This is a genomic window from Pseudomonas sp. R2-37-08W (genome assembly GCF_003851705.1).
GTDB lineage: Bacteria > Pseudomonadota > Gammaproteobacteria > Pseudomonadales > Pseudomonadaceae > Aquipseudomonas.
Genome location: NZ_CP027728.1, coordinates 3,956,017 through 3,968,498, shown reverse-complemented (window position 1 = coordinate 3,968,498; position 12,482 = coordinate 3,956,017). Strand labels below are relative to the sequence as shown.

The following is a 12,482-nucleotide window of genomic DNA, read 5'->3' as shown; positions in this document are numbered from 1 at the left end:
GTCAACCTTGAAAACGACGAATTGGCCGAGTGTACGAGGCCGCTATGCCAGATGCGAGCGCATTTGTTATTCCGCCAGTTTGGCGAGGATCTTGTACACCACGGTGCCCAGGATCAGCAGCATGCCGACCCACATGCCGAACACGCCAAGGGGTTTGTCGCGAAAGTTGAAGCCGACGGCGAGCAGGAGCATGCCAATCATGATCGGGATAAGCATGGCGTGGAAAGAGGACATGGAGATCATCAGGCGACGGCCTTGTCGGAGTGGGAGTTCTGACAAGTCTAGGTCGGATTATGGGAAATGCAGGTGATATGGATCAGGTGAATACATAACCAATGTGGGAGGGGGCTTGCCCCCGATAGCAGAGTGTCAGTCAATGTATCTTTGTCTGAAGCACCGCAATCGGGGGCAAGCCCCCTCCCACATTTTTGATCGCATTCCAACTTTTGAATCAGGGCAGGTCGCGGCTGGCGTAGAACGCGCCCAATACCTTCACCAGATGCGCCAGGTCATGGCTACCACACAGCTCGCGGATGGAATGCATGGCAAACGTCGGCAGGCCGATGTCCACGGTGCGCACACCCAGGTGGCTGGCGGTGATCGGCCCGATCGTCGAACCGCAGCCCATATCGCTGCGCACCACAAAGCTCTGCACCGGCACTTCCTGGGCCATGCACAGGTGGCGGAAGAACCCGGCGGTTTCGCTGTTGGTCGCGTAGCGCTGGTTGCTGTTGACCTTGATCACCGGACCGGCGTTGAGCTTGGGCCCGTGGTTGGCGTCGTGTTTTTCAGCGTAGTTCGGGTGCACGCCATGGGCGTTGTCCGCAGACACCAACAGGGATTTCTGAATGGTGCGTACGAATTCTTCACCCTCTGGCAGCAGGCGGCGCAGGGTCTGTTCGAGCATCGGGCCATCGGCGCCGCAGGCCGAGCAGGAGCCGACTTCTTCGTGGTCGTTGCACACCAGCACGCAGGTTTCCTCGGTGTCGCTGGTGAGCAGGGCTTGCAGCCCGGCGTAGCACGACAGCAGGTTGTCCAGGCGCGCACCGGCAATGAAGTCGCCATTGAGGCCGATCACCGCAGCGCCTTGGGTGTCGTAGAAGCTCAACTCGTAATCGAGTACCACGTCGGCGTTCAGCCCATGCTCGCGAGCCAATTGTTCGGTGAGCACGGCGCGAAAGTCCACGCGCTCGTCACCGGCAAACTGCGCGAGGATCGGCGGCAGTTCGGTCTGGGCATTGATCGCCCAGCCCTGGTTGGCTTCACGGTTCAGGTGAATGGCCAGGTTGGGAATGATGGCGATCGGCAGCTTGAAATCGATCAGCTGGCTTTCGACCTTGCCGTCGCGGCGGAACGTGACGCGGCCGGCCAGGGACAAGTCGCGGTCGAACCACGGGGCCAGCAAGGCGCCGCCGTAGACTTCCACGCCCAATTGCCAGAAACCCTGGCGTTGCAGCTCGGGCTGGGGCTTGACCCGCAGGCACGGGCTGTCGGTGTGGGCGCCGACCATACGGATGCCGTCTTGCAGCGGCGAATGGCGGCCCAGTTTGAACGCGATGATCGAGGAGTCGTTACGGGTCACGTAATAGCGACCGTTGGCTTCGGTGGCCCAGGTGTCACGCTCGTCGAGACGCTGGTAACCGGCCGCTTCCAGGCGCTGGGCGAGGGCGGCAGTGGCATGAAAAGGAGTAGGGGAGGCCTTGAGGAAGTCGATCAGGCCTTGATTCAACGCTTCGCGCATAAATAGCTCCAGACAGCAATGCGCGGAGTTTACCGTATTGGTTTGACTCGGTGGCGAGAACTGATGCAGAACTAATGTGGGAGGGGGCTTGCTCCCGATGGCAGTGGGTCAGTCACAGATTCAGTGACTGACACTCCGCCATCGGGAGCAAGCCCCCTCCCACATTTACTGTATTTGCAGCTTAGAACGGGGCGGGGCACTCGAAGCGCAAGCGCTCGTGGCTTTGTGGGTGAGTGAAGCTCAGCATGCTCGCGTGCAGGCACAGGCGCGGCCAGGCGGCGAGGGCCTGTTCGTGGGCATACAGGCCATCGCCGAGCAGCGGATGGCCGATGGACAACATGTGCACGCGCAACTGGTGCGAGCGCCCGGTGATTGGTGTCAGTTCGACGCGGCACCAGTCGCCGCAACGTTCCAGCACCTTCCAGAAAGTCAGCGCGTGCTTGCCGAACTCATGGTCGACCACATGGCGCGGCTTGGTCGGCGGGTCATAGCGCAAGGGCAGGTCGATGCTGCCGCTGTCCAGTTCCGGCTGGCCCCAAGCCAAGGCGGTGTAGGCCTTTTCTGTTTCGCGGTCGTGAAACTGGCGTGACAGTTCGCGGTGGGTATCAGCGTCCCGCGCCAGCAGGATGATGCCCGAAGTTTCCCAGTCCAGGCGATGGACGATGCGGGCTTCGGGGTAGCCGTTTTCCTGCAGGCGGGTGATCAGGCAGTCCTTGTTGTCGTCGGCGCGGCCGGGCACCGAGAGCAGCAGGGTCGGCTTGTTCACCACCAGGACAGCTTCGTCCTGATGCAGGATATGGATGTTGGACAGCGGCATTAAACAGCCTCGTAACAAACGCCAACGGCGGCTCGCCCACCCGGTTCCCGAAAAGGGATCAAGGTGATCGAGCCGCCGTGGCGGCCGCCTGTTCGATCAACGATCAGGCAGGGTGATATTGAGTTCCAGAATCGAGCAGCTGCCGTCATTTTCCAGGGCGACATGCACGTCATCGTTGCCGATATTGACGTACTTGCGGATCACCTCGACCAGTTCCTTCTGCAAGGCTGGCAGGTAATCCGGGGTGCTGCGTTGGCCGCGTTCGTGCGCCACGATGATCTGTAGACGCTCTTTCGCGACCGACGCGGTACTTGGCTTTTTGTTGGCGCGAAAGAAGTCGAGAAATTTCATTGTTCAATTGCCTCCAAAGATACGCTCGAAGAATCCCTTCTTCTTGACATCGAGGAAGCGGTGTTCCACGGTCTTGCCCAGCAGGCGATCCACAGCATCGCTGTACGCCTGGCCGGCGTCGCTCTGGTCGTCGAGAATCACCGGCACGCCCTGGTTGGACGCTTTCAGCACGGCCTGGGATTCCGGGATCACACCGAGCAGGGTCACCGCGAGGATATCCTTGACGTCTTCAACGCCGAGCATTTCGCCGTTGCTGACGCGCTCAGGGTTGTAGCGGGTCAGCAGCAGGTGTTCCTTGATCGGCTCTTCGCCTTTTTCGGCGCGCTGGGACTTGCTGGCCAGCAGGCCGAGCATACGGTCCGAGTCACGTACCGAGGACACTTCCGGGTTGGTCACCACGATGGCTTCATCGGCAAAGTACATCGCCAGGTGAGCACCGGTTTCGATGCCGGCCGGGGAATCGCATACCACGTATTCGAAGGTTTCTTTCAGTTCGGCGAGGACTTTGCCTACGCCTTCCTTGGTCAGCGCGTCTTTGTCACGGGTCTGGCTGGCGGCCAGCACATACAGGTTCTCAAGGCGCTTGTCCTTGATCAGGGCCTGTTGCAGGTTGGCTTCGCCGTTCACCACGTTGACGAAGTCGTATACCACGCGGCGTTCGCAGCCCATGATCAGGTCGAGGTTACGCAAACCCACGTCGAAGTCGACGATGACTGTCTTGTGGCCGCGCAGAGCGAGGCCGGTACCGATAGCGGCGCTGGTGGTGGTCTTACCCACACCACCCTTGCCGGATGTAACCACGAGAATCTTGGCCAAGGTGTTTCACCCCTAAGGAAAAAGGACTTTTGGTCCCTGAAAAACATCTCTTGAAACTCGCTGCAGGCGGACAGCCTTCGTAGGAAGAAGCCAGGGTTTTTCCGGGGAAAACGCCAACTTCAACTAGTCCTACGCAAGTATTGCCGGTTTCGCTTTGCTATCAGAGCCTAGAGATGCTTGGAAAATGCGGCAGTATCCGTTAAAGACGGATGATGTTCAACACATCGCCCGACAGGTTGACCTGTACCGAAGCCCCCCACAGCGGATCACGGCGCAAGTCTTCGGACACCTTGTACTGACCCGCGATGGAAACCAGCTCAGCGGTCAACTGCTGGCAGAAAATACGCGCCTTGGTATCACCCTTGATGCCGGCCAGGGCACGTCCGCGCATCGGGCCGTATACATGGATATTGCCATCGGCAAGAAGTTCCGCGCCCGGGCTGACCGAGGACACCACCACCAGGTCGCCGCCCTGGGCGTAAATCTGCTGCCCGCCGCGCACGGGCGAGGTGATGATCTTGGTCGGCCGGATCGTGGGTTCCGGTGGTTTTTCCGGTTTTTTCTTCTGTTCACCGACCAATGGTTCGAGCGGACGCTCGCGTGCGCCGGACGGCGGCAGTACTGGCAGTTCAATGGCGATGGCCGCGGCAATGTCTTCGATACGGCTGGCGCGAATCGCCAGGGTACGCAGGCCGTGGGAGCGGCACACGCGCATCAGCCCGGGCAGGTCGATGACGCCCTGGCCGGCCGGCAGCTTGTCCAGGGCCAGCACCAGCGGGGCATTGTTGAAGAAATTCGGCGCCAGGGCGACCTTGGCGGCCAGTTGGCGGTCCAGGGCGTCGAGGTCATTGCGGGCCAGTTCCAGCACGGTAATGGCGAGCATGCTGCCTTTCAGCTGGAACACGGGATCTTGGTCTAGCGGTTCGGTTTGGCTCATGGTCGGCAAAGCGGCTTGTCACGAAAAGTGTCGAGACTTATAACGAGAACACTCACCCGCCGCAAGCCGGGTCGAACCGTTGTAGAATGCGCGGCCCTTGTCTTTACCGGAATCTGTAATGGATCGCCCGCGTTTTCGAGCTGTATTTCTTCACCCGCGTTTTTGGCCATTATGGCTGGGGCTGGGCCTGCTGTGGCTGGTCACCCAACTGCCGTACCGCGCGCTGCTGACCATTGGTCGCCTGCTGGGCGCGGGCATGTACCGCGTGGCCGGTGAGCGCCGCCGCATCGCCGCGCGCAACCTGGAGTTGTGCTTCCCGGAAAAATCCGCCAAGGAGCGCAAACGCCTGCTCAAGGAAAATTTCGCCTCCACCGGTATCGCCTTCTTCGAGATGGCCATGAGTTGGTGGTGGCCCAAACCGCGCCTGGCGCGCCTGGCCCATGTGCAAGGGTTGGAGCATCTCAAGCAGGCGCAATTGGACGGCAAGGGCGTGATCCTGATGGCCTTGCACTTCACCACCCTGGAAATCGGCGCTGCCCTGCTCGGGCAAAAGCACACCATCGACGGCATGTACCGCGAGCACGGCAACCCGCTGTTCGACTTTATCCAGCGCCGTGGCCGGGAGCGCCACAACCTCGATTCCCTGGCGGTGGAGCGCGACGACGTACGCGGCATGCTCAAGCTGCTGCGCGCCGGCCGGGCGATCTGGTACGCGCCGGACCAGGACTACGGCGCCAAGCAAAGTATCTTCGTGCCGCTGTTCGGCATCCAGGCCGCCACTGTCACGGCCACCAGCAAGTTCGCGCGCCTGGGCAAAGCCCTGGTGGTGCCGTTCACCCAGGAACGCCTGGCCGATGGCAGCGGCTACCGACTGGTGATTCATGCACCCTTGACGGATTTCCCCGGCGAGACTGACGAAATCGACTGCCTGCGCATCAACCAGTGGGTCGAGGCCTCGGTGCGCGACTGTCCCGAGCAATACCTGTGGACCCACCGCCGCTTCAAGAGCCGGCCACCGGGTGAACCCAAGCTGTACGAAAAACGCCGCCGGTAAGACTTACCTTTCCCATATGGAGTGACGCAATGCGCCCAGCTGAACCGGTCACAGGCTTGATTCTTTCCGGCGGCGGGGCGCGAGCGGCGTATCAGGTTGGAGTGTTGGCGGCGATCGCCGAATTGCTGCCGCCGGGGGCGCCGAACCCGTTTCCGGTGATCGTCGGCACGTCGGCCGGGGCGATCAATGCGGTCACCCTGGCCAGTGGCGCGACGGACTTCACCGCCGCTGTCCAGCGCCTCACCGCATTCTGGCAAGGCTTTCGCAGCCACCTGGTGCTGCGCAGCGACTGGCCGGGCGTGGTCCGCCAGGCCAGTCGCTTCCTGATTCATAGCCTGTTGGGCCTGGGCAGGCAGCTCCCGGTGGCGTTGCTCGACAGCTCACCGCTGCGCGATCTGCTGCAGGACAAACTGCATCTGGCGGGCATTGACGACGCCATCCGGCACCGGCATCTGCACGCCGTGGCGGTCACCGCGTTCGGCTATGAATCCGGGCAGGCGGTGACCTTCTATCAAGGCGGCGGCACCATCGAACCCTGGCTGCGCCATCGGCGCATTGGTGTGCCGACGCCACTCACGGTGGAACACTTGCTGGCCAGTTCGGCGATTCCCTTGCTGTTCGCCCCGGTGAAGCTCGACCAGGAATACTTCGGTGATGGCGCCGTTCGCCAGTCGGCCCCGATCAGCCCGGCCCTGCACCTGGGCGCGAGTCGCGTGCTGGTGGTGGGCGTCAGCGGTAACCCGCGCGGCAATGAACCCTCGATGCAACGCACCTACACCGGCCAGGAACCGACGCTGGCGCAGATCGGCGGGCACATGCTCAACAGCACGTTCATTGACAGCCTGGAAAGTGATATCGAATTGCTGGAACGCTTGAACCAATTCAGCCATGTCTCGCCGGGGGTGGCGGCCGTGGAGGTGCTGGTGATTGCGCCCAGCCAGCCGATCGACGAAATCGCGGCCCGGCATCGGCAGGAATTACCGGCGGCATTGCGCTTGTTTTTGCGCGGGCCAGGGGCGACCAAGACCAGTGGGGCAGGGGTGTTGAGTTACTTGCTGTTCGAGGCGGGATATTGCAGTGAGTTGATCGAGTTGGGGCGCCAAGATGCGTTGGCCAAGCGCGAGGAGATCACCCGGTTCTTAGGCCTGCCACTTATCTAAATGTGGGAGGGGGCTTGCTCCCGATAGCGGTGGTTCAGTCACTGATAGGTTGACTGACACACTGCTATCGGGAGCAAGCCCCCTCCCACATTGGTTATGCGGTGTTCAATCAGAAGTGATACTTGACCAGGAAGCTTGCGGTGTCCTGAGTCGTCTTGAACGCCCCCGAATCTTCGATCCCGTACTTGTTTTTCCAGTAGTCGTATTCAAACCCCACATACAACTGCTTGTCGCCCCAATGCAGCGCCTTGCCCAGGTCGTATTTGACCTGCGGGTTGAAGTGCAGGTTGGCGTGATAGGTGCCACGGGAGTTCTTGTCGTTATCCACCACCCAGTCCATGAAGCCGTCGATCAACACATCGGAGTTGCCCACAGGAAGGGTGTACGACCACACCGGCGTGATCTGCCACACGCCGTCGCCGGGGCGATTGCCTTCGGTCTGGCGCTGGTAGAAGTTCAACTGGAAGTAGTCGAAACCCGGAATATTAAAGTCAATCGCCGGGCCCAGCAGGTACGACTCGTTATCGCCTTCGCCGAACTCGTAAGTGAAGGCCAGCAATACATCTTTGATCGGGCCGAATGACAGGTCCTTATCCAGAATCTTGCCGAACGACAAACGTGGGCTGAACTCGCCGTAGTAAGTATTCGGACCGACGTTGCCGTCTTCCTTGCCGTTGTAAAAGATGCGGTCAAGGAAGAAGAAGTTGTCGCCGTACTTCCACGCGTCGGCATGTTCGAACGTGACGGTTTGCTGGATCTGCGGGTTGACGGTAAAGCTTTTGCCCCATAGATACGTCAGGCTGTTGTTCTGCCACTGCAGCAAATCACCGGCCACGGCTTGGCCACCGGCCAGCAGGGATCCCGCCAGTATCAGGCCTTTGAACATAGGTTTCATTCGGTGCTCCCGAGTTAAAGTTTTATGTTTTTTCTAATCTGGCGCTCTGGTATGGCGCCTTTGGATCTGCTGAAGAACTCGTCTGATTGGTCAACTTTATGGCTATAGCAAAAGCCGCGCCAAGGCGGTGAAAAAACCGTCGATTCAAGCGGGCGCGGAGAATACTGGCTCCCAGGTCCGGGCTCAAGTGCGCCGTTACAGCGCACACAGGGCGACGGTGGGGCGTGCGTCAGGGGTGGGCGTGCTCGACGGCGGGGCGTTCAGCACCGCCGAGAATGTTGAACAGTATGTTCAACGACAACGCGCTCAGGGTGGCCATGGCGATGCCACTGTGGGTTATCGGGCTCATCCACATTGGCAATTGCGCGAAGAACTCCGGACGCACTACCGGGATCAAGCCCATGCCGATGCTCACCGCCACCAGCAACTGGTTGCGCCGGTCGGCGATATCGGCTTCCTGCAGGATCTTGATGCCGGTCGCCGCGACCATGCCGAACATGGCGATCGCCGCGCCGCCCAGCACCGCCGGTGGAATCGACGCCACCAGGTAGGCGGCCTTGGGCAACAGGCTCAGCACAATCAGAAACGCCCCGGCCATGATCGTGACCGAGCGGCAACGCACGCCGGTCATCTGCACCAGGCCGATATTCTGCGCGAACGAGGAGTGGGTGAAGGTGTTGAAGAACCCGGCAAAGAATGACGCGCCGGCATCACACAGCAAACCGCGACGCAGCATCTTCGGCGTGACGTCCTGGCCGGTGATCTTGCCCAGGGCGAGGAACATGCCGGTGGATTCGACAAAGATGATCACCACCACCAGGCACATCGACAGGATCGGCGCCAACTCGAACCTGGGCATGCCGAAGTGCAGCGGCGTCACCACTTGCACCCAAGGCGCCTGGGCCAGGCCGCTGAGGTCGACCATGCCGAGCGTGCCGCACAAGGCGTAGCCCAGCGCCATGCCGATCAGGACCGAGATGTTCACCCAGAAACCGCGCATGAAACGGTTGATCAACAGAATGGTGGCCAGCACCAGGGCAGCGACCGCCAGGTACACCGGCGAGCCGAACGTCGCGGCAGCGCTGCCGCCACCGGCCCAGTTCACGGCCACGGGAAACAGCGAAAGGCCGATGGCGGTAATCACGGTACCGGTCACCAGCGGCGGGAAAAAACGTACGACCTTGGACATGAACGGCGCGATGAGCATGCCGAAGAACCCGGCGGCGATGGTCGCACCGAAGATCCCCTGCAAGCCGATACCGGGCATGCCGGCCATGGCGACCATGCTGCCGACGGCGGCGAAACTGGCGCCCATCATCACCGGCATGCGAATACCCACCGGGCCGATGCCGAACGACTGCACCATCGTGGCGATACCGGCGACCAACAGGTCGGCGTTGATCAGGAAGGCGATTTCTTCACGGCTCAGCCCGGCGGCCTGGCCAATGATCAGGGGCACGGCGACAGCACCGCCGTACATCAGCAAGACGTGTTGCAGGCCTACCAGAATCAGTTGCAAGAGGGGCAGCCGCACCATGGCGGGTGCGGCGCAAATCTGCGGTTCGGTTAACTCGGTCATGCAACACCTCGGATCTTTTTTTATTTTTGTGTTGTTTGGAACGCGATCTAAAAACACTGCCGATCCCCTGTGGGAGGGGGCTTGCTCCCGATAGCGGTGTGTCATTCAAAGTATCTGTGACTGAGCCACCGCCATCGGGAGCAAGCCCCCTCCCACATTGGATCTCCATGAATCAATCAGTTGGTACGCGCCCCCTGGTTGATCCAGGTGCCAATCAAATCCCGCTCCTGCTGGGTCATCTGGGTGATGTTGCCCAGCGGCATGATCTGGCTGGCCACGGCCTGCGCTTGAATACGCGCCGCCTGTTGCTGGATCTGCGCCGGCGTGTCGAACATCACCCCGGCCGGTGCGGTGCTGAACAGCGGGCTGGTGGGCTTGGCCGAATGGCAGACGGTGCAACGCTGCTCGATCACATGGTGCACCTGGCCAAAGTCGGTGCTGGCCTGGGCAGGTGCCGGTTCAGCTGCCGGGGCTGCAGGCGCAGCCGGTTTCACGCCGCCGCCCAGGGCGGTTTCCGGCAACGGTTGGTACTCGATCGCCGCCGGTGCCTTGGCCACTTCCGGCGCCGGCGTGGGCCCGGTCACGTAGGCCAGGCTGATCATCGCCAGCGCACCCACCGGCAAGGTCCAGGCATACTTCTGGCTGTTATGCCGGGTGTTGAAGTAGTGCCGCACCAACACTGCCGCCACCGCGATCCCGGCCAGGATCAGCCAGTTGTAGTGGCTGCCATAGGTGCTCGGGAAGTGGTTGCTGATCATGATGAACAGCACCGGCAAGGTGAAGTAGTTGTTGTGCCGTGAGCGCAGCAAACCCTTGGCCGGCAGCGCCGGGTCGGGTGTGCGGTTCTCGGCGATGGCCGCCACCAGTGCGCGCTGGGCGGGCATGATGATGCGGAACACGTTGCCGACCATGATCGTGCCGATCACCGCACCCACATGCAGGTAGGCGCCACGGCCGCTGAACACCTTGCTGAAGCCGTAGGCCGCTGCAATCAACAGCACGAACAGGATCAAGCCGAGCAGGGCAGGGCGTTTGCCCAGGGCCGAGTCGCAGAGAAAGGAGTAGACGAACCAGCCGACGAACAGTGAGCCGATGCCCAGCAAGACGCCTTCGGTGCCGCTCAGGCTGCTGCCGGGGGCGAGCAGGTACAAGGTCGGATTCCAGTAGAACACCACGCACAGCAGTGCAATGCCCGACATCCAGGTGAAATAGGCTTCCCATTTGAACCAGTGCAGGTTGTCCGGCATGGTCGGCGGGGCCAGTTTGTATTTTTCCAGGTGGTAGATGCCGCCACCGTGGATCGCCCACAAGTCACCGGCCAGGCCGCTCTTGGGGTTGACGCGATTGAGGTTGTTTTCCAGCCAGACGAAGTAGAAAGAAGCGCCGATCCAGGCGACGCCGGTGATCATGTGAACCCAGCGCACGCTCAGGTTCAGCCATTCCATCAAATGTGCTTCCACAGTCTTTACCTCTCGCCTGTCGCCCTTGTTGTCGGGTGATCAGACCTTCTCTTATTGGTGGGGGGCGAGGATCAACCGCTCATCCTCTTTGAAAAAATGCTCATCGCAGTTATTGCCTGTGCCACTGCGATCAACCACCAGGAAGTCATCCCGCTTTTCGATCGTCAGCACCGGGTGGTGCCAGACGCCGCGATGGTAATTGATGCCCTGCCTGCCGTTGGTGACGAAGGCGCGGACCAAACCTGATACAGGTGCATCGCCAAGTGGCGCGACCACGATCAGAAAGGGGTTGCCGAGCAGCGGAATGAAGGCCTGGCTGCCCAGCGGGTGTCGCTCCAGCATGCACACGGTCAGCGGCATGTCCTGCGCGTCGGCGCGGAAGATGCTGATGATGGCGTGGTCTTCAGGCTGTGCTGTTTCGACCGTCGCCAGTTTGTGAAAGCGCATGGTCGACCCGTTGTTGATCATGAAGTGATCGCTGCCATCGGTTTCGATAACGTCTCCGAAGGGGGCGAAGGCTTCTTTGGTCAGGGGTTCGATCGTCAGTGTGCGCATGGCTGTCTTCTTAATCTGGAGTTGGATCGTTCCCACGCTCTGCGTGGGAACGCTGCCCTGGACGCTCTGCGTCCGCTCTTGGTTCGCTTATTTGGCTACCTTGCCCAACACCCGCAGGCGACTCACGCCCCCATCCGGGAACACATTCAAGCGGATGTGGGTAATCGGCCCCAGCGCCTTGATCTGCTCGGCGAAGGTGTGTTCGGCGTGCATTTCCAGTTTCTGTGCCGGCAGCAGTTCACGCCAGAACAGCGATTGGGTTTCGATCTGGCTGTCGGTGCCGCCCTTGACGAACGCGCCCTGGATCGAGCAGGTGTCCGGGTAGTTGCCCTTGAAGTGCAGGGTGTCGACGATGATTTTCTCGATTTCGCCAGGGTGGCCCAGCGCGACGATCACCCAGTCATTGCCCGGCGTACGGCGACGTGCGGTTTCCCAACCATCGCCCATGTTGATGCCACGGCCTGGGTTGAGGATGTTGCTCATGCGCCCGAAGTGTTCATCGGAGCAGGCCAGGGCACGCCCGCCATTAAGCGCGGCGGCCAGGTCGACCTGTTCGTTGTCGCCCACCGCAGACCAGTCGCGGAACGGCACACCGTACACGCGCAGACGGGCCACGCCGCCATCCGGGTAGATGTTGAACCGCAGGTGGCTGAACGCCTGTGCGTTGTGGATCTCATGGTAATGGTGGCTGTTGCCTTTCAGCTCGACCGCCGACAGCACTTCCACCCACTGGGTGTTAGCGTCCGGCTCACCCGAGGCGAGGAAGCAGGCTTCCAGGGAGGCCGACGGCGGGTAGTTGCCGGTGAAGAATGAGGTGTCGATGTCCACGCCCTTGATCGAGCCCGGCACGCCCAGGCGGATCACCGCGCTGTCGTAGCCTTCGAAGCGCTTGCGGCGTGACTCCCAGCCGTCCATCCACTTGCCGTTGTCATCGAAAACGCCCTCCTTCCACACGGCCGGGGTCGGCTGGAACAGGCGGTTGGCGTCGGCGAACCAGTCATCGGTGACTTCGATGATCTTGGTGCCCAGGCGGGCGTCGGCGAGGTTGACGAACTTCTCGAAAGGTACGGGTTGCGCTTTCATTCTTCTTGTCTGCCTTGGATAGAGTGGCTGGGGA

General features: G+C 61.2%; 13 protein-coding genes. 2 read left to right on the top strand and 11 right to left on the bottom strand.

All coding sequences use genetic code 11. The features are described 5' to 3' along the window. Positions 1 to 66 precede the first annotated feature (66 nt). From C4J93_RS27180 to minC, 6 genes are all read right to left on the bottom strand, one after another. Positions 67 to 234 carry a hypothetical protein gene (locus C4J93_RS27180; RefSeq protein WP_164485221.1) on the bottom strand — a complete coding sequence of 56 codons (168 nt, stop codon included), beginning with the start codon at positions 232 to 234 and terminating at the stop codon, positions 67 to 69. A 217-nt stretch (positions 235 to 451) separates the two neighbouring features. Then, a complete protein-coding gene (locus C4J93_RS18270) occupies positions 452 to 1,741 on the bottom strand; it encodes a M18 family aminopeptidase (RefSeq protein ID WP_124404832.1) in 1,290 nt (429 codons plus the stop codon). Positions 1,742 to 1,922: 181 nt separating this feature from the next. Then, positions 1,923 to 2,558 (bottom strand): RluA family pseudouridine synthase, encoded by a 636-nt coding sequence (locus tag C4J93_RS18265; protein WP_124430136.1) that lies wholly within the window; start codon positions 2,556 to 2,558, stop codon positions 1,923 to 1,925. A 96-nt stretch (positions 2,559 to 2,654) separates the two neighbouring features. Continuing rightward, a complete protein-coding gene (gene minE / locus C4J93_RS18260) occupies positions 2,655 to 2,909 on the bottom strand; it encodes a cell division topological specificity factor MinE (RefSeq protein WP_003175252.1) in 255 nt (84 codons plus the stop codon). Between the two features lie 3 nt (positions 2,910 to 2,912). Then, positions 2,913 to 3,725: a septum site-determining protein MinD gene (minD, locus tag C4J93_RS18255; RefSeq protein WP_124363734.1), complete on the bottom strand. Its 813-nt coding sequence runs from the start codon at positions 3,723 to 3,725 to the stop codon at positions 2,913 to 2,915. Positions 3,726 to 3,924: 199 nt separating this feature from the next. After that, a complete protein-coding gene (gene minC / locus C4J93_RS18250) occupies positions 3,925 to 4,662 on the bottom strand; it encodes a septum site-determining protein MinC (protein WP_124363733.1) in 738 nt (245 codons plus the stop codon). Between the two features lie 118 nt (positions 4,663 to 4,780). On the opposite strand from minC, the gene C4J93_RS18245 reads away from it, so the two are divergent. Beyond that, a complete protein-coding gene (locus tag C4J93_RS18245; RefSeq protein ID WP_124430135.1) occupies positions 4,781 to 5,716 on the top strand; it encodes a lipid A biosynthesis lauroyl acyltransferase in 936 nt (311 codons plus the stop codon). Positions 5,717 to 5,745: 29 nt separating this feature from the next. Next, the gene (locus C4J93_RS18240; RefSeq protein WP_124371385.1) at positions 5,746 to 6,876 is read left to right on the top strand and encodes a patatin-like phospholipase family protein; all 1,131 of its coding nucleotides are present in this window, start codon (positions 5,746 to 5,748) and stop codon (positions 6,874 to 6,876) included. 109 nt (positions 6,877 to 6,985) lie between these two features. Here the strand turns inward: C4J93_RS18240 and C4J93_RS18235 are convergent, their stop codons facing one another. The 5 genes from C4J93_RS18235 to alc form a co-directional block, all read right to left on the bottom strand. Continuing rightward, positions 6,986 to 7,771: an outer membrane protein OmpK gene (locus tag C4J93_RS18235; protein ID WP_124430134.1), complete on the bottom strand. Its 786-nt coding sequence runs from the start codon at positions 7,769 to 7,771 to the stop codon at positions 6,986 to 6,988. A 229-nt stretch (positions 7,772 to 8,000) separates the two neighbouring features. After that, positions 8,001 to 9,350 (bottom strand): nucleobase:cation symporter-2 family protein, encoded by a 1,350-nt coding sequence (locus tag C4J93_RS18230; protein ID WP_124430133.1) that lies wholly within the window; start codon positions 9,348 to 9,350, stop codon positions 8,001 to 8,003. Positions 9,351 to 9,526: 176 nt separating this feature from the next. Next, positions 9,527 to 10,810 carry a urate hydroxylase PuuD gene (locus C4J93_RS18225; protein WP_124430132.1) on the bottom strand — a complete coding sequence of 428 codons (1,284 nt, stop codon included), beginning with the start codon at positions 10,808 to 10,810 and terminating at the stop codon, positions 9,527 to 9,529. A 51-nt stretch (positions 10,811 to 10,861) separates the two neighbouring features. Next, the gene (locus C4J93_RS18220) at positions 10,862 to 11,365 is read right to left on the bottom strand and encodes an ureidoglycolate lyase (RefSeq protein WP_124363727.1); all 504 of its coding nucleotides are present in this window, start codon (positions 11,363 to 11,365) and stop codon (positions 10,862 to 10,864) included. An 87-nt stretch (positions 11,366 to 11,452) separates the two neighbouring features. Next, entirely contained in the window at positions 11,453 to 12,448 is a 996-nt protein-coding gene (gene alc, locus C4J93_RS18215) for an allantoicase (RefSeq protein WP_124430131.1), read from the bottom strand. Between the last annotated feature and the right edge of the window lie 34 nt (positions 12,449 to 12,482).

What these genes read in the sequence shown, in the direction of transcription:
- C4J93_RS27180 (WP_164485221.1), bottom strand. Translation starts at nt 234, where the DNA reads ATGTCCTCTTTCCACGCCATGCTTATCCCGATCATGATTGGCATGCTC.
- C4J93_RS18270 (WP_124404832.1), bottom strand. Translation starts at nt 1,741, where the DNA reads ATGCGCGAAGCGTTGAATCAAGGCCTGATCGACTTCCTCAAGGCCTCC.
- C4J93_RS18265 (WP_124430136.1), bottom strand. Translation starts at nt 2,558, where the DNA reads ATGCCGCTGTCCAACATCCATATCCTGCATCAGGACGAAGCTGTCCTG.
- minE (WP_003175252.1), bottom strand. Translation starts at nt 2,909, where the DNA reads ATGAAATTTCTCGACTTCTTTCGCGCCAACAAAAAGCCAAGTACCGCG.
- minC (WP_124363733.1), bottom strand. Translation starts at nt 4,662, where the DNA reads ATGAGCCAAACCGAACCGCTAGACCAAGATCCCGTGTTCCAGCTGAAA.
- C4J93_RS18245 (WP_124430135.1), top strand. Translation starts at nt 4,781, where the DNA reads ATGGATCGCCCGCGTTTTCGAGCTGTATTTCTTCACCCGCGTTTTTGG.
- C4J93_RS18240 (WP_124371385.1), top strand. Translation starts at nt 5,746, where the DNA reads ATGCGCCCAGCTGAACCGGTCACAGGCTTGATTCTTTCCGGCGGCGGG.
- C4J93_RS18235 (WP_124430134.1), bottom strand. Translation starts at nt 7,771, where the DNA reads ATGAAACCTATGTTCAAAGGCCTGATACTGGCGGGATCCCTGCTGGCC.
- C4J93_RS18230 (WP_124430133.1), bottom strand. Translation starts at nt 9,350, where the DNA reads ATGACCGAGTTAACCGAACCGCAGATTTGCGCCGCACCCGCCATGGTG.
- C4J93_RS18220 (WP_124363727.1), bottom strand. Translation starts at nt 11,365, where the DNA reads ATGCGCACACTGACGATCGAACCCCTGACCAAAGAAGCCTTCGCCCCC.
- alc (WP_124430131.1), bottom strand. Translation starts at nt 12,448, where the DNA reads ATGAAAGCGCAACCCGTACCTTTCGAGAAGTTCGTCAACCTCGCCGAC.